Origin of the sequence: Pseudomonas flexibilis (assembly GCF_000806415.1) — a bacterium.
Taxonomy (GTDB): Bacteria; Pseudomonadota; Gammaproteobacteria; order Pseudomonadales; family Pseudomonadaceae; genus Serpens; species Serpens flexibilis.
The window spans coordinates 269,849-295,632 of sequence record NZ_JTAK01000006.1; the positions used below are offsets into that span (position 1 = coordinate 269,849).

Sequence of the window (25,784 nt, forward strand, 5' to 3'; positions counted from 1 at the left end):
GGCTTCAGCCGCGACGCTTTCGGTACCGGCAGAAGCGCGCGACTGAAGTCGTGCCTACAAATGTGATTCCCCGCGCTCCGCCTTGCGCCACACGCTGGCCAGCCAGGGCTGCTGGTCGCGGGGCAGGCCGGTGGGGCGGTAGTAATGCTCCAGTTCCTCGAAGCCGGCGGACGTCAACAGCGTTCGCCAGTGCGGCCAGTCGTGCCAGACGCCGTAGCGCTCGCCCTGCCAGCCTTCCTCGTTGTGCCCGCGTGGATTGGAGCTGAACAGCACACCGCCGGGCTTCAGGCTGTCACGCAGTTCCGTAAGCACGCGGGGCAGCTCGGCGCCGGGGATGTGAAACAGCGATGCATTGGCGAAGATGCCATCGAAGCGTTCGGCGGGCAGATCGAGGGCCAGGAAATCCTTCTGCCAGATCTCGCAGCCGCTGGCCTGGCGGGCCAGGTCGACAAACGCGGCGCAGCCGTCCAGGCCGATCGGCAGGTGGCCCAAGGCCTTGAAGGTGAGCAGATCACGGCCCGGGCCGCAGCCGAAATCGAGGATCGCCAGCCCCGGTCGCGCCGGCAGGTGGCGCAGCAGCGCCTGGATGTTCTGGCTGACATCGTGGTCGCGGGTGCCGGCCTCGAAGGCCTGGGCGTTGCGCTGGTAGTGGGCGAGGGTGCGGCGGCTGGCGTCGTTCATCGCTTCAGCATGGCACGGATGCCGGCCAGCGCGTCGTTGCCCCGTGCGGCCTTCACTTCCTTGGGCGCTTCCTCCAGGCCTTCCCACTCCAGGTCTTCCTGGGGCAGTTCGTCGAGGAAGCGGCTGGGCAGGCAGTCGATGATCTCGCCGTACTGCTTGCGCTTGGCGGCGAAGGTCATCGCCAGGTTCTGCCGGGCGCGGGTGATGCCCACGTAGGCCAGGCGGCGTTCCTCCTCGATGGTGTCGGCCTCGATGCTCGAACGGTGCGGCAGCAGCTCCTCCTCCATGCCCATGATGAACACGTAGGGGAACTCCAGGCCCTTGGAGGCATGCAGGGTCATCATCTGCACGCCGTCGGCGCCCTCTTCCTCTTCCTGCTGGCGCTCCAGCATGTCGCGCAGCACCAGCTTGCCGATGGCCTCCTCGATGGTCATCTCACCGTCCTCGTCCTTCTCCAGCGTGTTCTTCAACGCGTCGATCAGAAACCAGACGTTGCCCATGCGGTAGTCGGCGGCCTTGTCGCTGGAGCTGTTGCCGCGAATCCAGCCTTCGTAGTCGATGTCCATGACCATGCCGCGCAGCGCCTCGATCGGATCGTCCTCGGCGCACTGCTGGCGCAGCTTGTCCATGTAGCGCTTGAAGCGGCTCAGGCGCTCGGTGTAGCGGCTGTCCAGGCGTTCGCCCAGGCCGATCTCCTCGCAGGCGGCGTACATGGAGATGCCCCGTTCGGTGGCGTAGTTGCCGAGTTTTTCCAGGGTGGTCGAGCCGATCTCCCGGCGCGGCACGTTGATCACGCGCAGGAAGGCGTTGTCATCGTCCGGGTTGACCAGCAGGCGGAAGTAGCTCATCAGGTCCTTCACTTCCTGGCGGGCGAAGAAACTGGTGCCGCCGGACAGTCGGTAGGGAATCTGGTGGTGCTGCAGCTTGAGCTCCATCAGCTTGGCCTGGAAGTTGCCCCGATAGAGGATGGCGAAATCGCTGTACGGCCGCTGGGTGCGCAGGTGCAGGGTGAAGATCTCCAAGGCGATGCGCTCGGCCTCGGCCTCCTCGTTCTTGCAGCGGATCACGCGGATCGGATCGCCATGACCCATCTCCGACCACAGCTGCTTCTGGAACACGTGCGGGTTGTTGGCGATCAGCACGTTGGCGCACTTGAGGATGCGGCTGGTGGAGCGGTAGTTCTGCTCGAGCATCACCACCTGCAGCGACGGGAAATCCTCCTTGAGCTGCATGAGGTTCTCCGGGCGCGCGCCGCGCCAGGCGTAGATCGACTGGTCGTCGTCGCCCACCACGGTGAAGTGCGCGCGCTCCTGCACAAGCAGCTTGACCAGCAGGTACTGGCTGGCGTTGGTGTCCTGGTACTCGTCCACCAGCATGTAGCGCACGCGGTTGCGCCATTTCTCCAGCACCTCGGGATGGTCCTGGAACAGCTTCACCGGCAGCAGGATCAGGTCGTCGAAGTCCACCGCGTTGTACGCCTTGAGCGTGCGCTGATAGTGCATGTAGACGATGGCCGCGGTCTGCTCCCGCGGGTTGCGGGCAGTGGCCAGCGCCTCCTCGGGCAGGATCAGGTCGTTCTTCCAGGCGCCGATGTAGCTCTTGATCTCGTCGACACCATCGTCGCCGGAATACTCCTTCTGCATGATGTCGCCGAGCAGCGCCTTGATGTCGCCCTCGTCGAAGATCGAGAAGCCCGGCTTGTAGCCCAGCTTCAGGTATTCCTTGCGGATGATGTTCAGGCCCAGGTTGTGGAAGGTCGACACCGTCAGGCCCTTGCCCTCGCCGGGCTTGAGCAGGGTGGCGACGCGCGCCTTCATCTCGCGGGCGGCTTTGTTGGTGAAGGTCACCGCCACGATGTACTGGGCGCGAATACCGCATTGCTGGATCAGGTAGGCGATCTTGCGGGTGATCACGCTGGTCTTGCCGGAGCCGGCGCCGGCCAGCACCAGCATCGGCCCGCCGATGTAATGCACCGCTTCCTGCTGTCGGGGGTTGAGTCGTGACATGGATCGCGCCCTGGAACCGAAAGCGGCCGATTCTAACAGGGGTGGGCAGAGACGGATTGGTCCGGGCGGCGGAACGGCTTAGACTACCCGGCAGGGCGTAATGCCATTATGGTTTTTTCAGGATCGAGACGAGCCGAAGAAATGCGTAAGTTCAGCCGCTTTCCGTTCATCAAAGGGATGCGAATCGATGTGCGTGATTCTGCCCGCAATGTATCGCTGGGCTACGCTGCCGACGTTTCGCTGGGTGGGTTGCGCCTGATTGGCGAGGAGACGTTCACTGCCGGGGAGCAGTACGAGATCGTGCTGGAGGTGCCCAAGAACGACCTGACGCCCGAGCAGCAGATCCCGCTCACGGTGATCTGCCAGTGGACGCGAAAGAATTTTCGCCGTGGCTACGAGCAGGGCCTGCGGGTGCTGGAGCCTTCGCGGGCATTCGAGAACCTGGTGAAAAGCCTCAGCCACAGCCTGGGGCTGTCGGAAACCAGCCTGCCGAAGCGGCGCGTCTGAGCGCCGCCGGTCGGCTGGCGCTATGACTTGCCCACCTGCGCCGCCAGCGCATCCTCGATGGCGAAGCGCAGGTGCGGCGTTTCTCCCGCCAGTCCACGCAGGAACGCCTGGATACGGGCGTCGGCGGGCATCTCGCCCAGCACCTCCAGTATGCGTTGCTGCACCAGGCGCTCCTGTGAGGGAAAGGCCTGCAGGAGCGCATCGAGGCTGCCCGGGTAGAAGGCCACCAGTGCCTGGCGACTCTGCCGGGGGAAATCACCGTCATCCAGATCGCCCAGCAACTGGATCATCAGGGCGACGGTCTGCGCGTCGGCGCGACCATGGCGGGTCAGGAAGGTGATCAGGTTGGCCTTCGTCTCGATGCGCCGATAGCCGGTGCGCTGCACCCTCAGTCGCTCCAGCTTGCGCACCACCTCTGCCTGCTGGCTGCCGGCCTGTGCACCGTGTGCCAGCAGCAGCACGCTGGCCTCGAAGGCCCCTTCGTCGCTGAACAGCTGGCGCGCGCACTCGGCAGGCGTGCAGGCCGTCGAGCCTGGTAACTGATAGCGAATGAACAGCCTGTCGCGCGTCAGGGCGTCGACGTGCGGGTAGGTTGTCAGCGTATTGGCAAACAACGTGCGGTGCCGGTCGATGATCTGCTGCGTCCCGGCTTCGTTGCGCGCGTCCAGTGAGCGAAGCAACTGGTGGACGTCCTGCAGCGGCTGGCGCTGCAGCCCTTGCCAGTCGTGGTCGAGGCGGGTCAGCAGGCGATCGAGCGCCTTCCCATGACCTCCCTCGGGCTCCAGCGGGGTGCTGCGCAGGAACGCCTCCGCGACATTTTTGAGCAGCAGGTCGGGCCGGCTGATGGTTGGCGCTTCCCGGGCCAGCAGCTCGGCGGCCAGCAGGGGCTGGTTGTGCCGGATGATCCGGTACAGCTCGTGGGCCAGCTCACCCCGTGACATTGGCGGAGTGGCGAGCCTCCCAGCGCCGGCCAGGCTGAGCAACTGCTCGATCTGCTCCGCCAGCCGCTCGGCCGGTTGCCGGTGGCCCGGCGCCGGGCGGGCATCGGCCTTCTGGCTTCGGGTGTGGTTGGACAGTGGCGCGAGACTGCGTGGCAGGTAAGTCGGCCGGACCCGTGCCAGCCCCTCGACAACCTGCTGCCACTCCGTTGCGGAAAGCTCGCTCTGGCGCAGCGCGGCGTCGATCGCCAGGGGCAGCACCAGCTCGGTTTCCTCGGGGCGGACGCTCTTCGACTGGGCGAACAGGTAGTCTCGGTAACCCGGCAGCGGATGCTGGCCGCGGATCAGCGCGGGCGCCAGATCGTACTGCCAGCGATGGCAGTCGTAGTCGAAGGGGACGGAAAGGGACAGCGCCAGCAGTTCAGCGGTGCGCTGCGCGCCGGGGAGTTTCTTGCCCAGGGTTTGATATTCGGCCGCCTTGGCGGCGCAGGGGTCGGTGCTGGTGCCCTTCTGCAGTCCCCGCAGCTGCTTGCCCAGGCCGTCGGGGTCGACTTCGATCTCCGCCTTGAGGAAGAAGTGCTCGCCGTCCCACTGTTCTTCCAGGATCCGCGTGCGGGTCAGCGCCTGGGCGAAGGACTGGATGTTGTTCTGTACGGTGCGGGAGAAGGTTTCGCCATCCAGGCGCTCGGTACTGTCCAGCGACGCCTGCACCTGCACGCCGACCTCCTCGATGGCCAGGGCCTGCAGCTGTTGCAGCGCTGCTTTGCGTGCGCTGACTTTCGAGTCGTTCTCGCTGGCCCGGTAGGTGTAGTCCCGGACCAGGGCCACGGGCGCCGCGTGCGCCGGCAGTGCCAGGGCGAGTGCCAGGGCGGAAATGACGAGACGGATGTACATGATCTTTCCTTTCAGAGCGGCGCGGGGCGCCAACTGGCGCCCCGCAGGCTCAGCCCAGCGTTCCGACGATATTGATCGCCACCTTCTCGGGGATCTCGTTCTGCGACAGCACGTGCAGCCCGGGGCTGAACACCCGTGCGTAGCGGGCGAGCAGCGGGCGCAGTTGCGGCATGACCACCAGGATCGGCGGGTGGCCGTCCTTGCGCAGGCGTTCCTTGACCACCGGCATGCTGGTCTGCAGCTGGTTGAGCAGCGCGGGGTCGACCGGAATGTTGTCCAGGCTGACGGTGCCCTGTTGCTGGGCGATGCCCAGGGCGCCCATCAGAGTGTTCTCCAGCGCATTTTCCAGCACGAACACGCCCAGCTCGCTGCGTTCGCCGGCGATGGCGTTGACCAGCGTGCGGCGCAGGGCGAAGCGCACGTCGGAGGCCAGCAGGATCGGGTCCTTGGTGCTTTCGCTGCCTTCCAGCAGGGTAGTGGCGATGGTCACGATGTCACGCAGCGGCACTTCTTCCTGCAGCAGCTGACGGTATACGCGGTGCTGCTGGGTGTAGCTGAGCGCGGTCTTGAGACTTTCCGCCAGCTTGGGGGCCAGGACGGTCAGGCGCTGCATCAGGTGATCGACGTCATCGTGCTTGAAGATTTCCGCCAGGTTCTCGCGGATGATCTTGTTCAGGTGGGTCGCTACCACGCTGGAGCAGTCGATCACCTGATAGCCGAGGTTGAGCGCCTTGCTCTTGAGCGCCGGGTCGATCCACACCACCTGCATGCGGTAGGCCGGGTCGGTGCCGAGGATGCCGTCGATCTCGCCGTACAGCTTGGCCGAGGGAATGGCCATCAGGCGGTCCGGGTACAGTTCGGCGCCGTCGATGCGCTCGCCGTTGATGTAGATGGCGTACTGCGAGGCCTTCAGGCGCAGGCTGTCGCGAATGTGCACTTCCGGCAGCAGAAAGCCGAGCTGCTCGGAGAGCGTCTGGCGCACCCCGCGAATGCGCAGCGGCAGCGGCGAGCCACCGGCGTCGTTGACCAGGCCGACCAGCTTGTAGCCCAGCGATACCGACAGCCGCTCGACCAGCGGGATGTCTTCCCAGGCCAGTGGCTGCGGCTTGTCCTGGCGCAGGTCGCGGCTCAGGGCAGCGACCTTTTCCAGGCTTTCGGCCTCCTCCACCGGGGCGAACTTGGCGGTGCGCCAGGCCACGAAGGCGATCAGCGCCGCGAAGCTCATGAAGGCCAGATGCGGCATGCCCGGCACCAGGGCGATGACGGCGATCACCCCGGCCACGGTGTAGAGCGTCGACGGCTGGGCGAGCATCTGCTTGCGCACCAGGCCGGTGATTTCCGCCGACTCGTTGGTGCGGGTGATGATGATCGCCGCGGCGGTGGACAGCAGCAGCGCCGGAATCTGCGCGGCCAGGCCGTCACCGATGCTCAGCAGCGCGTACAGGCGCCAGGCGTCGCCGGCCGACAGGTCGTGCACCAGCATGCCGATGGCGAAGCCGCCGATCAGGTTGATCAGCAGGATCAGGATGCCGGCGATGGCGTCGCCGCGCACGAACTTGGCGGCACCGTCCATGGCCCCGTAGAAGTCGGATTCCTTGGCCACGGCGGCGCGGCGCTGGCGCGCCTCGTCGGCGTTGATCAGGCCGGCGTTGAGGTCGGCGTCGATGGCCATCTGCTTGCCGGGCAGGGCGTCCAGGGTGAAGCGCGCGGTCACCTCGGCGATGCGCTCGCCACCCTTGGTGATCACCAGGAAGTTCACGATGGTGAGAATCACGAAGACGATGATGCCGACGATGAAGTTGCCGCCGATCACCACCTCGCCGAAGGCTTCGATCACCTTGCCCGCGGCGTCGGTGCCGTTATGGCCTTCCAGCAGCACGATGCGCGTGGAGGCCACGTTGAGCGTCAGGCGCAGCAGTGTGGTGACCAGGATCACCGTCGGCAGCAGCGAGAAGTCCAGCGGCGTGCGGGTCGAGACGCAGACCAGCAGCACCAGGATCGACATGCCGATGTTGAAGGTGAACAGAATGTCCAGCACCAGCGGCGGCAGCGGCAGGATGATCATCGCCAGGATGGACAGCACCACCACGGGGATGCCGATCTTGCCGTTGCGCAAGGTGGCGGAAAATTGCTGCATTGGGCTCATGTTGACGCTCGGTTGGCAAGTGAAGAGGGAATGGGCAGTTCCTTGGGCAGCACCGGGGCGGCGCGACGGGTGCCGCGCCGGTAGGCCTTGAGCTGCAGGACGTAAGTCAGTACGTGGGCCACCGCCTGATACAGGGCGGTCGGAATCTGCTGGTTGACCTGGGTGGTGAAGTACACGGCACGGGCCAGGGGCGGGATGGGCACCACCTCGATAGCGAGGTCCATGGCCTTCTCGCGAATGAACTGGGCGGTTTCGTCATGCCCCTTGGCCAGCACATAGGGGGCCTGGGCCTTCTTGAGGTCGTACTTCAGCGCGACGGCGTAATGCAGCGGGTTGGTGATCACCACGTCCGCATCCTTGAGCACCTTGCTGATCTGGCGCTGGGCCAGCTGGCGCTGCAGGCGCTTGATGCGGGCCTTCACCTCCGGCTTGCCCTCGCGGTTCTTGTACTCCTCCTTCACCTCCTGCTTGGTCATGCGCATCTTCTTCATGAACAGGAAGCGCTGCAGGGGGACGTCGATGGCGGCGAACACCACGAACACCGCCATCATCATGATCAGCATGTCGAAGGTCAGGGAAAAGGCGCTGCCCAGGGCCGTGGCCAGATCGGACTTCTGCAGGGCGATCAGGCGCGGCAGGGTATAGACCATCTGGATCCAGCCCATGGCGATCAGGATCAGCACCTTGAGGAAGGACTTGAGGAAGTCGGTGAGGTTCTGCATCGAGGCGATGCGCTTGAGGCCGGTCAGCGGGTTGAGCTTGCTCAGCTTGGGATGGAAGTTCTTGCTGGCAAACATCCATCCGCTGGGGATCAGCCCGAACGGAATCACCACCAGCGGCGCGATCAACAGCGGCAGCAGGATCAGGATGAAGGTCAGGATGCCGTTGAGCAGCACCTGGGTCACGTCATTGGGGGTCAGCTCGCTGCGCGCGAAGTTGATGTACGAGCCGGTGAAAATCTGGTCGAAGCCGTCGAGCATGTAGTCGAAGAAGATGCGCAGCAGCAGCAGGGTGGCCAGCAGCGAGACCATGGTGGCCAGGTCGCGCGACCGGGTGACCTGCCCGTCCTCCCTGGCCTTCTGCAGCTTCTGGGGTGTCGCCTGTTCTGTTTTTTCCTGACTGGACTGGTTCTCAGCCATCGAGGCCTCCCGGCAGCAGGATGGCCAGGTTGTCCAGCAGCTGGCGGCTGAGGTTCAGGTAGTTTTCCGGCAGGTGCGGCACCAGCAGCTTCAGACACAGCAGGCCGACCAGGATGGCCAGCGGGAAGCCCAGGGAAAACAGGTTCATGGCCGGCGAGATGCGGTTCAGCAGGCCGAAGCAGAACTGCACCAGGAATAGGCAGAACACCGCCGGCAGGGCGATCAGCAGTGCGGCGGCCAGCACCCAGGCCATGGCGTGCACGAAGGCCTGGAAGCCGAAGTAGTGCAGCCCGCTGCCCACCGGCCAGAGGGTGAAGCTCTTGTGCAGGATGCTGACCACCAGCAGATGGCCGTCCAGCGCCACGAACACCAGCATCAGCAGGATGAAGAACACCTGGTAGACGATCGACGTGGAAGACACGCCGTTCACCGGGTCGTTGTAGCGCGCCATGCCCATGCCCATCTGCGTCGAGATGAGCTCGCCAGTGATGGTGAATACGGCGAAGGCCAGCTGCAGCATCAGGCCCAGCAGCAGGCCGAAGAGGATCTGCTCGATGGTGGCCAGCGCGCCGGCCGGCGACAGCACGTCGATTTCCGGCGCGGGCGGCAGGGTCGGTAGCAGCGCGACGGTCAGTACCAGGGCCAGCAACAGGCGGGCGCGCACCGGCAGCGAGCGCTGGGCGAACAGCGGTGCGATGCTCAGCGCCGCCATGATGCGCACGAACGGCCACCAGAACAGCTGCAGGGCCAGCAGCCACTGGCTGGCCTCGAAAAGTGCCTGCCCGGAATTCATGCCTCAGCCGACCAGCCCGCCTGCCTGGCGGAAGGTCTGGATGAACAGGTCCATCAGCGTGCCGAGGATCCAGTGACCGCCGACCACCAGCATGGCCAGAGTGATCAGCAGGCGTGGCAGGAAGCTGAGCATCTGCTCGTTGATCTGCGTGGCGGCCTGGAAGATTGCCACCAGCAGGCCGCCGATCAGACTCGGAATCACCAGCACGCACACGATCAGGGCGGTGATCTGCACGGCGTGGCTGATCAGGTCGACGGCGATTTCCGGAGTGAGCACGGCACTACCTCTAGAGGGGCTGCAGGCTGGACGTCAGGGTGCCGACCAGCAGCGTCCAGCCATCCACCAGCACGAAGACCATCAGCTTGAAGGGCAGCGAGATCATCATCGGCGAGAGCATCATCATGCCCATGGCCATCAGCACGCTCGCCACCACCAGGTCGATGACCAGGAATGGCACGAAGATCATGAAGCCGAGCTGGAAGGCCGTCTTCAGCTCGCTGAGCACGAACGCTGGCAGCAGCAGGGTGAAGTCCAGGGTAGTGATGTCGGCGGGGCGCTCTTCGCCGGCCAGGTCGAGAATGGTGGCCAGCGCCGTCTCGTTGGTCTGCGCCAGCATGAAGCGGCTGATGCTCTGCTTGGCCTGGGACAGGCCCTGCTCGAACGTGATCTGGTCGTTCTGGAACGGCTCGTAGGCCTGGGTGTGGATCTCCTGCCAGACCGGGCGCATCACCAGCAGGGTCAGCGCCAGGGCGATGCCGACCAGCACGTTGTTGGGCGGGCTGGACTGCAGGCCCATGGCCTGGCGCAGGATGGCCAACACGATGATGAAGCGCGTGAAGCAGGTCATCAGCATCAGCATCGCCGGCACTAGACCCAGCAGGGTCATCAGCACCAGGATCTGCAGCTTGACGCTGAGCGTCTGGCCGTTTGCCGTGTCGTTCAGGTTGAACAGGGTGATCTCGCCGCCGCCGGCTTCCTGGGCGAATGCCGGAAACGGCAGCAGCAGCGTGACGACCAGAATGCCGGCCACGGCCAGCAGGCGCGCCATCATGGCTTCAGACCGGACAGACCGTTGCTGTTGAGTTCGACGATACGCAGCCCGTAGTTGCCGTTGAGCACCACCACCTCGGCCTTGGCGAAGGGTGCGCCATTGACCTTCACGTCCAGCGGCTCGCCGGCCAGCTTGTCGAGGGCGATGACGCTGTGCACGTCCACGGACATCAGGTCCTGCAGGGTGACTTCGCTGGAACCGACCTCCAGGGTGACATGCACGGGGATCTTGCCGAAGAAGCTCAGGTCCTGCTGGGGCAGGCGCTGCTGCGGCTCGGCGGGCTCGGGGAGGCTGGCAAGCGGCTCGGGATCGTTGAGGCTCAGGTCGGCGTCGCTGATCAGGGTGTCCAGGTCGCTGTTCGACAGGTGTCCGGTCATGGGTTCTTCACACTTTCCAGAGAGGTTAGAAACAGGCTGCCGCTTTCCTCGAAGATGCTGCCGCGGAACAGCGGATGCTGGTTGACGCAGACCTCGACCGGCTCGCGCAAGCGGGTCATCAGAATGTCGCCGGGGCGCAGCGCCAGCACGTCGGCCAGGCTCATCTGCAGCGAGGCGAGCACACAGTCCAGGTGCAGCGGTAGCTGCTTGATCTGTGCGACGGGATCGCAGTCCTGGCGCGGCGCGGGTCGATCGTTCACCTGGCTGGTCAGCTCGTCGACCACGTCGGGATCGAGGAACAGGAACAGCGATCCCTGCAGGCCGCTCGGCGCCTGGTAACGGAACTCCGCGACGTACTCCCAGTGCACTTCCTCGTAGGCGTTCTCGTAGCGCTCCAGCCTGCCGATGGACTTGCCGCCCAGCAGCATGCGCCCGAACAGATCGGCCACTTCCCGGCCCAGGCGCTCGCCCAGGCGCTGTTCGGAAGTGTTCGGCGGCGGCAGCTCGCCGGCCAGCGAAGTACCGCCGTAATAGCTTTCGAGAATTTCCGCCAGCAGGGCGCGGTCGATGGAAAAGCCGATGCGGCCCAGCGGGCTGTTCAAACGCAGCGCGGGCTCGTGCGGATATTCCTCGTGTACGTTGACCTGGATCAATTCCAGGGTGATGCGAAAGTTGCGCAGGAAATAATCGGCAATGATGCGCGGATGTTTGCTGGAACTTTCCTTAATGAAAATCGGCACCTTGTGGTAATGCCGGCCCAGCTTGTGCGGCTTGAGGCGGAGCAATTTGTCCGCCGGCACATCATGGAGCACTTTCGGGTTGCCAGTCATGGTGTGGAACATCCTGAATATAAGTAAGCGATCCGTGGTCGGGTCATGCTGTCCATCGGATTCGGGTCTCGGCGCGAGTCGCCGAGCCGCTGGCCGCGCCGTCTCGCCAGGCGCGCCTACCCCATTCCGCAACCCTATCGGCAGGGGTGGCGAAACCTTAAATCAAAAAAGATCAAAAGCCCCCGTTTCATTGATTTTGATGGCGGCTGAGGGTATTAATCGCGTCCGGTACTGGGCACAGTGGCAACTGGCTGCTAGCGTGCCACACTCGCTGCGTAAATTGCAGCCACGACCCGTACGAATAGATGTGCAAAACCTGCCGCCGCGGCAATCCCAGTTTGGCCGTTGGTCTTATTGCGCGGGAAAGAAGGTAGTCGTTGTACGTTCCTGAAACGTGACTTCCCTGGATTGGTATATGCATAACTTCAATGAGCGACCAGCAGCCGCTGAAATAACTTCGCCGGTGATCGGCGTGGTCGGCAGTCGGGACAATCACAGCTATGCATTGCTGCTGCAGCAGTTGCAGGCCGCCGGCTGCGCCGTCGAGCATTTCGCCGAGCTTCCGGCGCCGGCCGTTGCACATCAGGCACGGCTGGACATCCTCTTCCTGTTCGTTCGCGACCTGGATATCGCCGCCCTCGAAGTGCGCCTGCTGCCGCTGGTGAGCTGCCAGCGCCTGCATGTGGTGCCCATCGTCGAGTACGCCGACCAGGCCGTGGCGGCGCGCCTGCTCGAACTGGGCTGCATCGACTACCTGCTGGCGCCGTTCAGCGCCACCCAAGTCACCGCCCTGCTGCAGCGCCATGCCCAGGCCGGGCTGGCGCGCGAGGGCTTCGTCAGCCAGTCGGCCGCCGGCCGGCGCCTGCTGGCCATGGCCCAGCGTGTCGCGCTGACCCGCATGCCGGTACTGATCACGGGCGAAACCGGCACCGGCAAGGAGCTCATGGCCCGCTACATCCACAGCTTCGGTGCGACCTCCGGGGCGCCCTTCGTGGCGGTCAACTGTGCGGCGATCCCCGAGGCGATGCTTGAATCCCTGCTGTTCGGTCATGAGCGCGGTGCCTTCACCGGTGCGGTCAGCAGCCAGGCGGGCAAGTTCGAGCTGGCCAATGGCGGCACCCTGCTGCTCGACGAGATCGGCGAGCTGCCGCTCGGCCTGCAGGCCAAGCTGCTGCGCGTGCTGCAGGAACGCCGGGTGGAGCGACTGGGTGGTCGACGCGACATTGAGCTGGATGTGCGCATCATCGCCGCCACCAACCGCGACCTGCGCGAGGAAGTGGCCCAGGGGCGCTTCCGCGAAGACCTGCTCTACCGCCTCGACGTCCTGCCGCTGCACATTCCGCCGCTGCGCGAGCGCCGCGAGGACATCCTGCCGCTGGCGCGCAGCTTCATTCAGCGTTGCGCCCCCCACGAAGACCCCGATCAGTTGCTGACCGAAAGCGCCTGCCAGGCGCTGCTGCACCACGCCTGGCCGGGCAACGTGCGCGAGCTGGAAAACACCCTGCAACGCGCGCTGGTGCTGCGCAACGGCCTGTTCATCCAGCCGGTCGACCTCGGCCTGGCGGTCGCCGAGCCGGCCGCAGCGAGCCTCGCCAGCGCGCCGCTCGAAGGTACCGGCGGGCGGGCCGCGCTTAAAGCCAGCGGCAAACTGGCCGAATACCAACATGTGCTGGACACCATTCGGCGTTTCGACGGGCACAAGGCCAAGGCGGCGCAAAGCCTCGGCATGACCCCGCGCGCCTTGCGTTATCGCCTCAATGCCATGCGCGAGCAGGGCATGCAGATCAACATTTGACCGGCGGGAGACGGGCATGGATTCAATCACACAGGTGCGCATGGACATGCTCACGCGCATGCAGCAGTTCACCAGCGTCGCCCAGGGCGGCGCGGTGCGCGAGGCGCTGCGTTCGGAGGAGGCTCAGCCGGGCAGTTTCGGTGTGTCCTTCGAGCAACTGATTCGCGCGGTGGACGCCGATCAGCACCGTGCCAGTGCCGCCCAGCGTGCCGTGGAGATGGGCGAAAGCGACGACCTGGTGGGCGCCATGGTCGACAGCCAGAAGGCCAGCGTGTCCTTCTCCGCCCTGCTGCAGGTACGCAACAAACTGTCCACCGCCTTCGACGAGATCCTGAAGACGCCGCTGTAAGCGTCACGAGAGCCGACCCGTGCTGCAGAACCTACTGAACAAATTCCACGAGCGGGGCTTGAAGCTCGACCCCCGCTGGTTCCTGGCCAGCCTGGCCGCGGTGGCCGCGATCCTGGCGATGCTGGTGGTCTTCTACCTCTGGCGCGACAGCGAAACGCTGCGGCCCCTGTATGGCAGCGGCGAGACCTATCAGGTTTCCGACGTCATGCAGGTGCTGGACGCCGAGGGCGTGCGTTACCGGGTGCATCCAGTGAACGGCCAGGTGCTGGTCGCCGAGTCGGACCTGGCCCGCGCGCGCATGCTGATGGCCTCCAAGGGCATCAAGGTCAGCCGCCCGGCCGGTTACGAGCTGTTCGACAAGGAAGAGCCACTGGGCACCAGTCAGTTCGTGCAGAACGTGCGCTTCAAGCGCAGCCTGGAAGGCGAGCTGGCACAGACCATCATGACCCTGCGCGGCGTGAACTCGGCCCGCGTGCACCTGGCCCAGGAGGAGAGCCACTCCTTCGTGGTCGGCAAGCGCGCCCCGGCCAAGGCCTCGGTGATGGTGCAACTGGACCCCGGCTACAGCATGGAGCCCGACCAGGTCACCGCCATCGCCAACCTGGTGGCCGGCAGCCTGCCCAACCTCAAGCCCGAAGACGTGCACGTTGTCGACCAGTACGGCGTGCTGCTGACCCGCGCCCTGGCGGCGGGCGGCACCGGGCCAACCCAGCAGTGGAAGGCCAACGAGGAGTATCAGAAGAAGGTTGCCAGCAACATCGAGCAGGTGCTGGCACCGGTGCTGGGCCTGGGCAACTACCGGGTCAGCGTCGCCGCTGACATCGACTTCAGCCAGCGCGAGGAAACCCAGCAGGTGTACGGTGATACGCCGCGCCTGCGCAGCGAGGTGACCCGTGACGAGCGCACCCTAGACCAGTTGGCCCTGGGCGTGCCCGGCTCGCTGACCAACCGGCCGATCGCCAACGCGCCGAACGCCGAAGGCGATGCCGAGAACCGTGCGGCCACCTCCACGCGCCTGGAAAGCAACCGCCGCCACGACTACGACCAGACCATTACCCACATCAAGCACCCGGCCTTCCGCCTGCGCCAGCAGAGCGTGGCGGTGGTGATCAATGCCGACGTGGCGCCCGAGGGCGGCTGGCCGGCCGAGACGCTGACCCAGCTGGAAACCATGGTGCGTACCGCCGCAGGCTTCAACGCCGAGCGTGGCGACCTGCTGGCCCTGAGCACCCTGCCCTTCGCGCCCCTGTCGATCGTGGAGCCGGAGCTGGCCTGGTGGCAGGACGACAAGGTGCTGGAGTGGGGCAAGCTGGGCCTGGCCGGACTGGTCAGCCTGCTGATCCTGCTGTTCGGCGTGCGTCCGGCGATCCGCGCCCTCAGCCCGCGCAAGGACGACGCCGAAGCCGAGGCCGCCGCGGCACAGGCTGCCAGCGCCCAGGCCGCGCTGGTCAGCGACGATTCGCACCTGCTGGCGCCCGCTGCGCCCGAGGCACCGGCTCCCGCCCTGCCGAAGATCTTCAGCGAGCTCAACCCGCTGGCCGAGATCCGCCTGCCGGCGCCCGGCTCGGGCCTCGAGCACCAGATCGAACACCTGCAGATGCTTGCCCTGCACGAGCCCGAGCGGGTCTCCGAAGTGCTCAAGCACTGGATCGGCCGTAACGAGAAGAAAGCATGAGTACGCAAACCAGCGACAGCACCACCCCGAGCGAGCCGACGAGCCGGGTAGTCACCACGAACAGCCTGCCCAGCCCGGTCGAGCAGGCCGCCATCCTCATGCTCAGCATGGACAAGGAGGCCGCCGCCGGCGTGCTCAAGCACTTCTCCCGCGAGGAAATCATCGCCGTCAGCCAGGCCATGGCGCGCCTGTCCAACATCAAGCTGAGCCAGGTCACCGACGTGATCGGCCGCTTCTTCGAGGACTACAAGGAGCAGAGCAGCATCAAGGGCGCCAGCCGCAACTACCTGGACGACATGCTGGCCAAGGCCCTGGGCGGGGAGATCACCCGCACCCTGCTGGACAGCATCTACGGCGAGGAAATTCGCGCCAAGATGTCCAAGCTGGAATGGCTCGACCCCCGCCAGCTGGCCACGCTGATCGCCAGCGAGCACGCCCAGATGCAGGCGGTGTTCATCGCCTTCCTGCCGCCGGGACAGGCCACCGAGGTGCTGGAATCCCTGCCGGTCGAGCAGCAGGACGACCTGCTCTATCGCATCGCCAACCTCAACGAGATCAGCGGCGACGTGATTGCCGAGTTGGAGCAGCTGATCGAGCGCAGCCTCAGCGTGCTGTCCACCCAGGGCTCGCAGGTGCGCGGCCTGAAGCAGGTGGCGGACATCATGAACCGCTTCAAGGGCGACCGCATGCAGATGTTCGAACTGCTGCGCGGGCACGACGAATCGCTGGTCGACAAGATCGAAGACCAGATGTACGACTTCTTCATCCTTGCCCGCCAGAGCCAGGAAGTGCTGCAGACCCTGCTGGAAGCCGTGCCGCTGGAAGAGTGGGTGGTGGCCCTCAAGGGCGCCGAGCCCGAGCTGGTCAAGGCCGTGCTCGGGGCCATGCCGCGCCGTCAGGCGCAGCAGATGGAAACCATCAAGCGCCGCCAGGGCCCGGTGCCGATCAGCCGGGTCGAGCAGGTGCGCAAGGACATCATGTCCATCGTCCGCGAAATGGCGGCCGACGGCGAATTGCAGATCCAGCTGTTCCGTGAACAGACGGTCGAGTGACAGGTGAGCGCATGACGGTACGAGTGATTCGGGGCGACGCCCGTGGTTGGCGTGTCTACCGCTTTCCGCCGCGCCATCGTGGCGTGGCGGCCGGCGACGGCCAGGACGCGCTGACGGCCGATCCGGCCGCGCTGCAGCGCGCGCTGGCCGAGGGTTATCAGGAAGGCCAGGAACGCGGTTTCCAGGAAGGCCGCGACGAGGGCGTCGAAGTCGGCCGCGCCGAAGGCTACCAGCGTGGCCTGGAGGAGGGTCTGGCCAAGGGCCTGGAAGACGGCCGGCTGCAGGGGCGGCGCCAGTTCGAGCAGGCCTGCGCGCCGCTGGACCGCATGATGGAATCCTTCCGCGTGGCGGTCAGCGAATACGAGCGCGGCCGCCGCGAGCAACTGCTGGAAATGGTCGCCAAGGTGGCCAAGCAGGTGATCCGCGTCGAGCTGACGCTGAATCCGGCGCAGTTGTTGACCCTGGCCGAGGAAGTGCTCAATACCCTGCCCGGCAATCACGAGGACGTGCAGATCCACCTCAATCCAGAGGAATGCGCACGTATTCGCGACATCGACCCGGAACGCGCGCGGCGCTGGAAGCTGGTGCCCGACGACCGTCTGGCCCATGGCGAATGCCGCGTGGTTACCTCCGAGGCGGAAGCCGACATCGGCTGCCAGCAGCGCCTGGACGCCTGCATGGACACCCTGGCCGGGCACCTCAAGGTCGAGGACTGATCGGCCATGCTGCTGGACAGTGACGCCCTCGACGAGGCCCTGAAATCCCTCGACAGCGTTCAGTTGGCCAAGGTCAGCGGACGCCTGGTGCGGGTCTCCGGGCTGATCCTGGAAGGGCTCGGCTGTCACCAGCCGACCGGCCAGCGCTGCTACGTGGAGCAGACCGACGGCAGCCTGCTGGAAGCCCAGGTGGTGGGCTTCAACCGCGAAATCACCTACCTGATGCCGTTCAAGAAGCCGCTGGGCCTGGCCACCGGCGCGCGCATCTTCCCGATCCGCGAGGAAGCGCGCCTGCGCATTGACGATTCCTGGCTTGGCCGGGTGGTCAACGGCCTCGGCGAGCCCCTGGACGAGCAGGGCAAGCTGACCGGCCACGACCTGCTGCCGCCGCTGCCGCCGCCGGTCAACCCGCTGCGCCGGCGCCCGGTGGAAGAGCCGCTGGACGTCGGCGTGCGCGCCATCAATGCCATGCTCACCCTCGGCAAGGGCCAGCGGGTCGGCCTGTTCGCCGGCAGCGGCGTGGGCAAGAGCGTACTGCTGGGCATGATCACCCGGCAGACCAAGGCCGATGTGGTGGTGGTCGGACTGATTGGCGAGCGCGGCCGCGAGGTGCAGGAATTCATCCTGCACTCCCTCGGCCCGGAAGGCCTGCGCAAGGCGGTGGTGGTGGTGGCGCCGGCCAACGAGTCGCCGCTGATGCGCCTGAAGGCCGCTGATCTGTGCCATAGCATCGCCGCCTATTTCCGCGACCGCGGCCAGGACGTGCTGCTGCTGATGGATTCCCTGACCCGCTACGCCATGGCCCAGCGCGAGATCGCCCTGGCGCTGGGCGAGCCGCCGGCCACCAAGGGCTATCCGCCGTCGGTGTTCGGCATGCTGCCGGAGCTGGTGGAAAGCGCCGGCAACGGCGCCAGTCCAACGGGCAGCCTCAGTGCGCTGTACACGGTGCTGGCCGAGGGCGATGACCACCAGGACCCGATTGTCGACTGTGCCCGTGCCATCCTCGATGGCCACATCGTGCTGTCGCGCAAGCTGGCCGAGGTCGGCCACTACCCGGCCATCGACATCGGCGCCTCGGTGAGCCGCTGCATGGCCCAGGTGTCCGCTCCCGAACACCGCAACGCCGCGCGTCAGCTCAAGGAGCTGTACAGCACCTACGAAAAGATCCGCGAGCTGATCCCGCTGGGCGGTTACACCCCCGGCGCCGATGCGAAGACCGATCGCGCCGTGCAGCTGGCGCCCGCCATCGAGCGCTTCCTGCGCCAGGAAACCGGCCAGGATGCCGACCTCGACTTCAGCGTGCGCACGCTGCAGCAGCTGCTGGGGAGTCGCGGATGAAGGACCAGCTGAATACCCTCGGCAAGCTGGCCGCCATCCGCCAGATGCGCGTGCGCCAGATGCTCGGTCGCGTGCAGTACCAGCGCAACCTGTGCCAGCGCTATCGCAACAACATCAGCGGCCTGGGCCGCCTGAGCGAGTATGTCGGCGGCGCGGAGACCGGACTGCACCGCCTCAACCAGCAGCAGTACAAGACCAACCTGTACAAGATGATCGACCTGCAGCGGCGTGAGCTGGCGACCGCCGAGGAGCACCTGGAACGCCTGCAGAACGACCTGCTGCGCGCCATGCGCAGCGAAAAGGCGCTGGAGCAGTTCATCGACGCCAAGTCCGACGAGTGGAACCGCGAACTGGTGCGCCAGGAGCAGAAGATCCAGGACGCGATGGCCAGTCAGTCCTGGTGGCGCGGTACCGGGACCTAGCGGCAGGCTGGTACGGCGCCCGGCAGGAGCGAATTCATTCGCGAGCTGTTGGGTGCGGCCTGCACGAAAGAGCTCGCGGACAAGTCCGCTCCCACCAAAGCCGTGGCCCACGAAAGCGGCTACCGGCCACCCGTCGCGCTGCGCTGTCGCTCGCGCTTGGCCGACCATACTTGCCGGCGAGGTGATCGCCATGTCCGACACGAGCGCCGCGCTGATTCTTGACACCGCCCTGTCGCTTGCCGAAGCGCGCGGCTGGGAACGCCTGCAGCTGTACGAAGTGGCTGATGCGCTGGGCATCGGCCTGGACGCCATCGCACGCCATTACCCCGACAAGGACGCCCTGGTCGACGCCTGGTTCGCCCGCGCCGAACAGGCGATGCTGGAACGTGCCCGCGACGAGGACCTGGCAGCCCTGTTGCCCGCCGAGCGCCTCGAGGAGCTGCTGGTGGCCTGGTTGCGAGCGCTTGAGCCGCATCATGCGCTGGCAGGCCAGATGCTGCTCTACAAGCTGGAGCCGGGGCATCTGCACCTGCAACTGGGGGGCCTGCACAGCCTGAGCCGGGTGGTGCAGTGGTGGCGCGCCGGTGCTCGACTGCGGGGTGCGTGGCTGAACCGTATCGGCCAGGAATGCCTGCTCAGTGGCCTGTTCCTGCGCACCTTCTGCCGCTGGCTGCGCCGTCCCGATCCCGACCTGGCCCAGACCCGACGCTACCTTCGCCGTCGCTTCGAAAGCGCCCCGCTGCGCTACCTGCTGCATTGATCGGGCTGTCGCAGCCAGAAACATTCTGCGCTGGCAATCACCCTGGCCACTGGGCAAGATGACGCGCGTGAATCAATCAATAGGGACATCCCTGATGCAGCGTTTTCTCAGTATCGCCCTGGCTTTCTGCCTGGGCCTGACCTTTACCCTGGATGCCGACGCGGCACGTCTGGGTAACAAGAAGAGCTTCGGCTCCGCGCCGTCCCACCAGACCCGCCAGGCCGCTCCCGCCCAGCAGAATCAGGCGCAGGCGCCGGCTGCGCGTCCGGGCGCCGCGGCGCCCGCTGCCAGCGGCGCGTCCAAGTGGCTCGGCCCGCTGGCCGGCATCGCCGCCGGTGGCCTGCTGGCGGCCATGTTCATGGGTGACGGCTTCGAAGGCCTGCAGATCATGGACATGCTGATCTTTGGCCTGATCGCCTTCGTGATCTTCAAGCTGATTGCCGCGCGTCGCCGCAAGGCGCTGGCCAGCATGCCCCAGCAACAGCAGTACGCCACCGCCGGTGCGCCGCCGGTGATGCAGCGCGATGTGCCGAGCGAGGCTGCGGGCACCAATATCTTCGGTCAGTCGATCGGCGCGGGCGCCGCCGCGCCGGTGATCAATGCGCCGGCCTGGTTCAACGAGCAGCGCTTCATCGAGCAGGCGCGCACCCACTTCCTGGCGCTGCAGCAGCACTGGGACGCGGCCGAGATGGACAAGATCGCCGAGTTCGTCACCCCGCAGATGCTCGCCTTCCTGACCCAGGAGCGCGGGTCGCTGGGCGATGGCTTCCAGTCCACTTACATCGACAACCTGAGCGTGGTGCTCGACGGCGTGGATGACAACCCGGACAAGACCGTGGCCACCCTGACCTTCAGCGGCGTGAGCAAGACCTCGCGCTTCGATCAGGGCGAAGCCTTCAGCGAGAGCTGGCGCATGGAGCGCGAGCAGGGCGAGAACCAGCCCTGGTTGCTGGCAGGTATCCGCCAGAACGCGTGATCGATTGGGCAGTAGGAAGACCCGGGCTAGTCCCGGGTTTTTCTTTTGTGCGGCATTCGGGCGCGCTATAAAGCGCGCATTACCCAGAGGAGTCCCATCGATGGAAGATGTCATCGATCAGTTGCGTGAACTCAACGAGCCGGTGCCGGTGCCGCTGGAGCTGCCGGACGAGGAGACCCTGGTGGAGATCCAGGAGCAGATTCTCATCCACCTGCCCTACGAGCTGCGCGAGTTCCTGCTCAAGGTCAGCGATGTGGTCTACGGCCGTCTGGAGCCGGTGACCGCCAGCGATCCGCAGTCGCACACCTACCTGCCGGAAGTGGCCGCCAACGCCTGGGATGCCGGCGTGCCGCGCTATCTGGTGCCTCTGTGCCAGGACGGGCGCGATTACTACGCAGTCGACCCGGAGGGCGAGGTGTTCCTGTGGCGCGAGGACACCGGCGAGCTGGACGACGAGACCTGGGAGTCGGTGTGGCACTGGGTGCGCGATGTCTGGTTGGAGGGTGGGGCGTAAGCCGAAAAGCAGCGCTGTCCGCCCGCATGCCCTGCCTCGACCCGCTGGCGGCCAGAAAAGCGCTGACCGCCCTGCGTCGGGTGGGATTCCCCCAGTCAGCCGGCCCGTTGCGGAGCCGGCTGCTGCTGGGTGATGCAGTGGATGTTGCCGCCGCCGAGCAGGATCTCGCGGCCCGGCACCATCACCACCCGATGCTCCGGGAACAGTCGTCGCAGTAGCTGCTCGGCCTCGGCGTCGTGCGGGTCGTCGAACGAGGGCGCGATGATGCCGCCATTCACGATCAGGAAGTTCACATAGGAGCCGGCCAGGCGGATCGATGGATCGCGGGGCTGGCTGCCGACCGCACGGTCGACGCCGGCGCACTCCTCCTCGGTCGCGTACAACGGGCCTGGGATCGGCATGCGGTGGACCGTAAGCTGGCGCCCACGGGAATCGCGGCTGCGTTCCAGTACCTGCAGCGCCGCGCGGCAGCGGGCATGGTTGGGGTCGGCCGGGTCGTCCGTCCAGGCCAGCAGCACCTCGCCCGGGCGCACGAAGCAGCAGAAGTTATCCACATGGCCGTCGGTTTCGTCATTGAACAGGCCTTGCGGCAGCCAGATGATCGTTTCCACCGCCAGGTAATCGCGCAACACGGCTTCGATCTGCATGCGGTTCAGATGCGGATTGCGGTTCGGGTTGAGCAGGCATTCCTCGGTGGTCAGCAGGGTGCCTTCGCCGTCCACATGGATGGCGCCGCCTTCCAGCACGAAACCGGGCGTGGCATAGCGGGCGCAGCGCTCGATGCCCAGCACCTTGCCGGCCACCTGGCTGTCCCGGCTCCACGGCCAGTACAGGCCGCCGTTGAAACCGCCCCAGGCGTTGAAGTCCCAGTCCACGCCGCGTACCTCGCCGGTGGCGTCGATGACGAAGGTGGGACCGGTGTCGCGCATCCAGGCGTCGTCGCTGCTCATTTCCACCAGACGGATGTTCGGCTGATCACCCAGGCGGGCGCTGGCGTTCTCGTACTGGGCTTCGCTGACACCGATGCTCACCGGCTCGAAGCGGGCAATGGCCTGGGCCACGGCGCTGAAGGCGGCTTGTGCCGGCTTACCGCCCAGGCGCCAGTTGTCCGGTCGTTCCGGCCAGAGCATCCAGGTCTGGCTGTGCGGCTCCCATTCCGCCGGCATGCGGAAGCCGTCGGCCCGTGGAGTAGTCAGCGCCATGTCAGGACTCCAGGCTGCCGTCGAGGGTCTTCAGCGCGCCGTACAGGTTCGGCCGGCGATCACGGAACACGCCCCAGGCGCTGCGGATCTTCTCCAGCTCATCCAGATCGAAGCGTTGCACCAGGATGCCCTCTTCGGTTTCGTTCAGTTCCTGCAGCTTGGCGCCGAACTGATCGGCGATGAATGAGGAGCCGTAGAAGGTGATGTCGTAGCCGTCCTGCTCCTCGCGGCCGATGCGGTTGCTGGCGATCAGCGGCATCAGGTTGGCGCCGGCATGGCCCTGCTGCACGCGCTGCCAGTGGTCGCGCGAGCTGATGGTGGCGTCGTGGGGTTCGCTGCCAATGGCGGTCGGGTAGAACAGCAGCTCGGCGCCCTGCAGCGCCATGCTGCGCGCGCATTCCGGGAACCACTGGTCCCAGCAGATGCCTACGCCGATCTTCGCATAGCGGGTGTTCCACACCTTGAAGCCGGTATCGCCGGGGTTGAAGTAGTACTTCTCGTGGTAACCGGGGCCGTCCGGGATGTGGCTCTTGCGGTAGATACCCAGGTTCCGCCCGTCGGCGTCGAGGATGGCGATGCTGTTGAATCGGGCCCGGCCGGCCCGCTCGAAGAAGCTGATCGGCAGCACCACCTGCAACTCGGCGGCCAGCTTGCTGAAGTGGGCAATGGCGGGGTTCTGTTCGGCTTCGGTGGCCAGCAGCAGGTAATCGGGGTTCGGCTTCTGGCAGAAGTACGGCGTTTCGAACAGTTCCTGAATCAGGATGATCTGCGCGCCCTGCGCGGCGGCCTGGCGCACGAGACGCTCGGCATTGGCGATGTTGGCGTCGCGATCCCAGGAACAGGCCATCTGGGTGGCGGCGACAGTGACGATGCGGGACATGGCGGAAACCTCGCAATCCGGAGACAGGCTAAGCATGGCCCATGAAGGGCCGGTATGGATGGCAGGGATATATAGCCGATAAATATCGGTAAAAGAAGGCCGTCCGCCTGTCATGGGCGACTAATCGGCAGAAATTAACCGATAAATATCGATCTATGCGCCTGGGGCGCTCCGCTTGCTCAGCCAGGGCGGCAGGTAGAGACCCAGGTAGGCGATGACCACCCGCAGGCCTTCCTCCCGCCAGCGGGACGTGATCTGTCCGTGCAACTGGACCGAGCTGGCGTAGACCCGGTCGGCCAGCTCGATGGCCAGCGCGAAGATGTCGATCTCCTCCGGCAGCGCCGGCAGCACGAAATGGCGCTCAAACAGGGCACGCAGCAGCCGGCCCAGTTCCAGGTCATGCTGCTGGTCGGCCTGGGTCACTTCGCTCAGGCCGTGCTGGGCGAGGATCAGCTGGCGGGCCGCCGCATCCGCGGCGTAGATATCCACCATGCGCTGTTCGAGCTGTGCCGCCAGGTCATGCCAGCTGCGCAGCGTGGCGTGGTCCACGGGAAGGGTGAGCACCTCGCGAAAGGCGGCATGCACTTGGGTGGCCAGCGACTGCAACAACAGCGGCACGTTTGGGAAGAAGTGATAGACCGACGAGGGCGGAATGCCGGCGCGTTCGGCCACCGCGTAGATGCTTAGCTCGGCAACGCCCCCCTCGGCGAGCAGGGCGCGGGCTGCGGCATGGATGGCATTGATGCGCGTCTGGCTGCTGGCGCGGGGCTTGCGGGGAAGCGGGGGGCACGACATGTAAAGGCTCTGTAACTGGGTATTCGAGTGCTGGCAGGGTATCGCCCCGCCGGTCACTGGCTCGACGGGGGCGAATTGTCGGGGAAGCGACCGGGGCATGGTGCGATGCGTGTCGCATTGCCCGGCGGCCTCAGACGGTATGCAGGTACCAGTTGTACTCCAGGTCGGAGATGGAGTGCTCGAATTCCTCCAGTTCGCTTTCCTTGCAGGCGACGAAGATGTCGATGTAGTCGGGGCTGATGTAGCGCGCGAGGATTTCGCTGTCGTCCAGCGCGCGTAGCGCGTCGCGCAGGTTGTTCGGCAGGCTGGGCTCGAGCTGCTCGTAGGAGTTGCCCTCGATGGGTTCGCCCGGCTCGATCTGCTGGGTCAGGCCGTGATGCACGCCCGCCAGCAGGGCCGCCATGAGCAGATAGGGGTTGGCGTCGGCGCCGGCCACCCGATGTTCCAGGCGCACCGCCTCGGGGCTGCCGGTGGGCACGCGCAGCGCCACGGTGCGGTTGTCCAGGCCCCAGCTGGGGGCATTGGGCACGTAGAACTGGGCGCCGAAGCGGCGGTAGGAGTTCACGTTCGGGCAGAGGAAGGCCATGGAGGCCGGCAGGGTCTCCAGCACACCGCCGATTGCGTGGCGCAATGCGGCGTTCTGCTGGGGATCCTCACTGGCGAAGATGTTGTTGCCGTCGCGGTCGAGCAACGAGATGTGCACGTGCAGCCCATTGCCGGCCTGGCCCGGATAGGGCTTGGCCATAAAGGTGGTGTCCATCTCGTGGTCGTAGGCGATGTTCTTGACCAGCCGCTTGAGCAGTACCGCGTAATCGCAGGCCTTCAGCGGGTCGGCCACGTGGTGCAGGTTGACCTCGAACTGCGCCGGCGCACTTTCCTTGACGATGGCATCGGCGGGGATGCCCTGCACCTTGGCGCCCTCGAGGATGTCCTGCAGGCAGTCAGCGTACTCGTCGAGGTCATCGATCAGGTACACCTGCGTGGAATGCGGACGCTTGCCGGAAATCGGCGAACGCGGCGGCTGCGGACGGCCATTCACGTTCTCCTGGTCGATCAGGTAGAACTCCAGCTCGAAGGCGGCGCAGACCGTCAGGCCCAGCTCATCGAAGCGGTCGATCACCTGGCGCAGCACTTCACGCGGATCGGCAAAGAAGGGCGTGCCATCCAGTTCGTGCATGGTCATCAGCAGCTGGGCGGTGGGGCGCTTCTGCCAGGGTTCGTAGCTGAGGGTGCCGGCGATCGGCAGGCACACCCGGTCGGCGTCGCCGATGTCGAGGCCCAGGCCGGTGCTTTCCACCGTGCTGCCATTGATGTCGAGCGCGAACAGCGATGCGGGAAGATTGATGCCTTTCTCGTAGACCTTGGTGAGGCTGTTGCGCTCGATGCGCTTGCCCCGCACCACCCCGTTCATGTCGGCGATGAGCAGATCGACGAACTGGACGTCCGGATGCGCTTCGAGAAAGACGCTCGCCTCGCTGGGGTGAGCGACACGCGGAGGGGGCGACATGATCCGTACCTTTATTGTTAAAAATTTCAATCAGTCTGTGGCCTGGTTGTGAGTCAATCCCAAACCCTCGGGCCTGTCAATAGCCGGAAAAAACGCCCCGCGAGGGTGCGCGAAGGCCATTTTCGGGGCACGCCGGGTGGTCGCGTCAGATCCCTCCAGAGCCCATGGCTCGTGGGTTTCAGCCTGTATTGACGCCGTGCGGGGCGGAAGTTGTGTAAAAAAATGAACAGCGCTAAGCTCGGTAGCAAACCGAACGCGGATACGGATGTGTCCCATGCCCTGCCAGCCACTGAGCGTCGCCAACCCCTGCCACCGGCACCGGGGTGCCTGCTTCCGTCTGATTCCGGCGCTGCTCATCCCGGGGCCATGGTTACCCGTGCCGGCCCGCCTTTCAATTTCGCAACCCCCCACGACCCGCGCGCGGCTCGCCAGTCAGGCGTC

The 25,784-nt window shown here is 65.8% G+C and carries 25 protein-coding genes; 11 read left to right on the forward strand and 14 right to left on the reverse strand.

Features of this window, described 5'->3' with window-relative positions; genetic code table 11:
* Positions 1 to 54 precede the first annotated feature (54 nt).
* Positions 55 to 681: a class I SAM-dependent DNA methyltransferase gene (locus tag PT85_RS15485; RefSeq protein WP_039607160.1), complete on the reverse strand. Its 627-nt coding sequence runs from the start codon at positions 679 to 681 to the stop codon at positions 55 to 57.
* Positions 678 to 2,687, reverse strand: a complete 2,010-nt coding sequence (rep, locus tag PT85_RS15490; RefSeq protein ID WP_027589652.1) for a DNA helicase Rep — start codon at positions 2,685 to 2,687, stop codon at positions 678 to 680. Before rep ends, PT85_RS15485 begins: the two co-directional genes overlap by 4 nt.
* Before the next feature lie 141 nt (positions 2,688 to 2,828).
* On the opposite strand from rep, the gene PT85_RS15495 reads away from it, so the two are divergent.
* Positions 2,829 to 3,194, forward strand: coding sequence for a PilZ domain-containing protein (locus PT85_RS15495; RefSeq protein WP_052237722.1), 366 nt, complete (start codon positions 2,829 to 2,831; stop codon positions 3,192 to 3,194).
* 20 nt (positions 3,195 to 3,214) lie between these two features.
* Here PT85_RS15495 and PT85_RS15500 read toward each other — a convergent pair whose 3' ends face one another.
* From PT85_RS15500 to PT85_RS15535, 8 genes are read right to left on the reverse strand one after another with little or no spacing between them, the layout of a single operon-like run.
* Positions 3,215 to 5,026: a hypothetical protein gene (locus PT85_RS15500; protein ID WP_039607161.1), complete on the reverse strand. Its 1,812-nt coding sequence runs from the start codon at positions 5,024 to 5,026 to the stop codon at positions 3,215 to 3,217.
* Between the two features lie 49 nt (positions 5,027 to 5,075).
* Positions 5,076 to 7,172, reverse strand: coding sequence for a flagellar biosynthesis protein FlhA (locus PT85_RS15505; RefSeq protein WP_039560120.1), 2,097 nt, complete (start codon positions 7,170 to 7,172; stop codon positions 5,076 to 5,078).
* Positions 7,169 to 8,311: a flagellar biosynthesis protein FlhB gene (flhB, locus tag PT85_RS15510; protein WP_039607162.1), complete on the reverse strand. Its 1,143-nt coding sequence runs from the start codon at positions 8,309 to 8,311 to the stop codon at positions 7,169 to 7,171. The genes PT85_RS15505 and flhB overlap by 4 nt, the downstream gene beginning before the upstream one ends.
* On the reverse strand, positions 8,304 to 9,104 hold the full coding sequence (fliR, locus tag PT85_RS15515) for a flagellar biosynthetic protein FliR (RefSeq protein WP_027589656.1): 801 nt from the start codon (positions 9,102 to 9,104) through the stop codon (positions 8,304 to 8,306). Before fliR ends, flhB begins: the two co-directional genes overlap by 8 nt.
* A gap of 3 nt (positions 9,105 to 9,107) precedes the next feature.
* Positions 9,108 to 9,380, reverse strand: a complete 273-nt coding sequence (locus tag PT85_RS15520) for a flagellar biosynthetic protein FliQ (RefSeq protein WP_027589657.1) — start codon at positions 9,378 to 9,380, stop codon at positions 9,108 to 9,110.
* 10 nt (positions 9,381 to 9,390) lie between these two features.
* Positions 9,391 to 10,152: a flagellar type III secretion system pore protein FliP gene (gene fliP / locus PT85_RS15525; RefSeq protein ID WP_407681108.1), complete on the reverse strand. Its 762-nt coding sequence runs from the start codon at positions 10,150 to 10,152 to the stop codon at positions 9,391 to 9,393.
* Entirely contained in the window at positions 10,152 to 10,532 is a 381-nt protein-coding gene (gene fliN / locus PT85_RS15530) for a flagellar motor switch protein FliN (RefSeq protein WP_039560117.1), read from the reverse strand. The genes fliP and fliN overlap by 1 nt, the downstream gene beginning before the upstream one ends.
* Positions 10,529 to 11,362: a FliM/FliN family flagellar motor C-terminal domain-containing protein gene (locus PT85_RS15535; protein WP_027589660.1), complete on the reverse strand. Its 834-nt coding sequence runs from the start codon at positions 11,360 to 11,362 to the stop codon at positions 10,529 to 10,531. Before PT85_RS15535 ends, fliN begins: the two co-directional genes overlap by 4 nt.
* A gap of 415 nt (positions 11,363 to 11,777) precedes the next feature.
* On the opposite strand from PT85_RS15535, the gene PT85_RS15540 reads away from it, so the two are divergent.
* The 10 genes from PT85_RS15540 to PT85_RS15585 all read left to right on the forward strand — a co-directional run bounded on the left by PT85_RS15540 (position 11,778) and on the right by PT85_RS15585 (position 20,959).
* Positions 11,778 to 13,157: a sigma-54 interaction domain-containing protein gene (locus tag PT85_RS15540; protein WP_081798225.1), complete on the forward strand. Its 1,380-nt coding sequence runs from the start codon at positions 11,778 to 11,780 to the stop codon at positions 13,155 to 13,157.
* A 16-nt stretch (positions 13,158 to 13,173) separates the two neighbouring features.
* The gene (locus PT85_RS15545; protein ID WP_027589661.1) at positions 13,174 to 13,506 is read left to right on the forward strand and encodes a flagellar hook-basal body complex protein FliE; all 333 of its coding nucleotides are present in this window, start codon (positions 13,174 to 13,176) and stop codon (positions 13,504 to 13,506) included.
* Between the two features lie 19 nt (positions 13,507 to 13,525).
* Positions 13,526 to 15,181 (forward strand): flagellar basal-body MS-ring/collar protein FliF, encoded by a 1,656-nt coding sequence (gene fliF / locus PT85_RS15550; RefSeq protein ID WP_027589662.1) that lies wholly within the window; start codon positions 13,526 to 13,528, stop codon positions 15,179 to 15,181.
* The gene (locus PT85_RS15555) at positions 15,178 to 16,233 is read left to right on the forward strand and encodes a FliG C-terminal domain-containing protein (protein ID WP_027589663.1); all 1,056 of its coding nucleotides are present in this window, start codon (positions 15,178 to 15,180) and stop codon (positions 16,231 to 16,233) included. Before fliF ends, PT85_RS15555 begins: the two co-directional genes overlap by 4 nt.
* A gap of 11 nt (positions 16,234 to 16,244) precedes the next feature.
* On the forward strand, positions 16,245 to 16,949 hold the full coding sequence (gene fliH, locus PT85_RS15560; protein ID WP_027589664.1) for a flagellar assembly protein FliH: 705 nt from the start codon (positions 16,245 to 16,247) through the stop codon (positions 16,947 to 16,949).
* Positions 16,950 to 16,955: 6 nt separating this feature from the next.
* Complete coding sequence (gene fliI / locus PT85_RS15565) at positions 16,956 to 18,287, forward strand: flagellar protein export ATPase FliI (RefSeq protein ID WP_037008587.1); 1,332 nt, start codon at positions 16,956 to 16,958, stop codon at positions 18,285 to 18,287.
* Entirely contained in the window at positions 18,284 to 18,709 is a 426-nt protein-coding gene (fliJ, locus tag PT85_RS15570) for a flagellar export protein FliJ (protein ID WP_027589666.1), read from the forward strand. The genes fliI and fliJ overlap by 4 nt, the downstream gene beginning before the upstream one ends.
* Before the next feature lie 190 nt (positions 18,710 to 18,899).
* A complete protein-coding gene (locus tag PT85_RS15575) occupies positions 18,900 to 19,469 on the forward strand; it encodes a TetR/AcrR family transcriptional regulator (protein WP_027589667.1) in 570 nt (189 codons plus the stop codon).
* Between the two features lie 94 nt (positions 19,470 to 19,563).
* On the forward strand, positions 19,564 to 20,445 hold the full coding sequence (locus tag PT85_RS15580; RefSeq protein ID WP_039607163.1) for a Tim44 domain-containing protein: 882 nt from the start codon (positions 19,564 to 19,566) through the stop codon (positions 20,443 to 20,445).
* A gap of 100 nt (positions 20,446 to 20,545) precedes the next feature.
* Positions 20,546 to 20,959 carry an SMI1/KNR4 family protein gene (locus PT85_RS15585; protein ID WP_027589246.1) on the forward strand — a complete coding sequence of 138 codons (414 nt, stop codon included), beginning with the start codon at positions 20,546 to 20,548 and terminating at the stop codon, positions 20,957 to 20,959.
* A gap of 95 nt (positions 20,960 to 21,054) precedes the next feature.
* On the opposite strand, the gene aguA is transcribed toward PT85_RS15585, so the two are convergent.
* The 4 genes from aguA to PT85_RS15605 form a co-directional block, all read right to left on the reverse strand.
* On the reverse strand, positions 21,055 to 22,161 hold the full coding sequence (gene aguA, locus PT85_RS15590) for an agmatine deiminase (protein WP_039607164.1): 1,107 nt from the start codon (positions 22,159 to 22,161) through the stop codon (positions 21,055 to 21,057).
* A gap of 1 nt (position 22,162) precedes the next feature.
* Positions 22,163 to 23,041 (reverse strand): N-carbamoylputrescine amidase, encoded by an 879-nt coding sequence (gene aguB / locus PT85_RS15595; RefSeq protein ID WP_027589248.1) that lies wholly within the window; start codon positions 23,039 to 23,041, stop codon positions 22,163 to 22,165.
* A gap of 153 nt (positions 23,042 to 23,194) precedes the next feature.
* The gene (locus PT85_RS15600) at positions 23,195 to 23,836 is read right to left on the reverse strand and encodes a TetR/AcrR family transcriptional regulator (protein ID WP_027589249.1); all 642 of its coding nucleotides are present in this window, start codon (positions 23,834 to 23,836) and stop codon (positions 23,195 to 23,197) included.
* A gap of 130 nt (positions 23,837 to 23,966) precedes the next feature.
* Positions 23,967 to 25,343 (reverse strand): glutamine synthetase family protein, encoded by a 1,377-nt coding sequence (locus tag PT85_RS15605; protein ID WP_027589250.1) that lies wholly within the window; start codon positions 25,341 to 25,343, stop codon positions 23,967 to 23,969.
* Positions 25,344 to 25,784 lie beyond the last annotated feature (441 nt).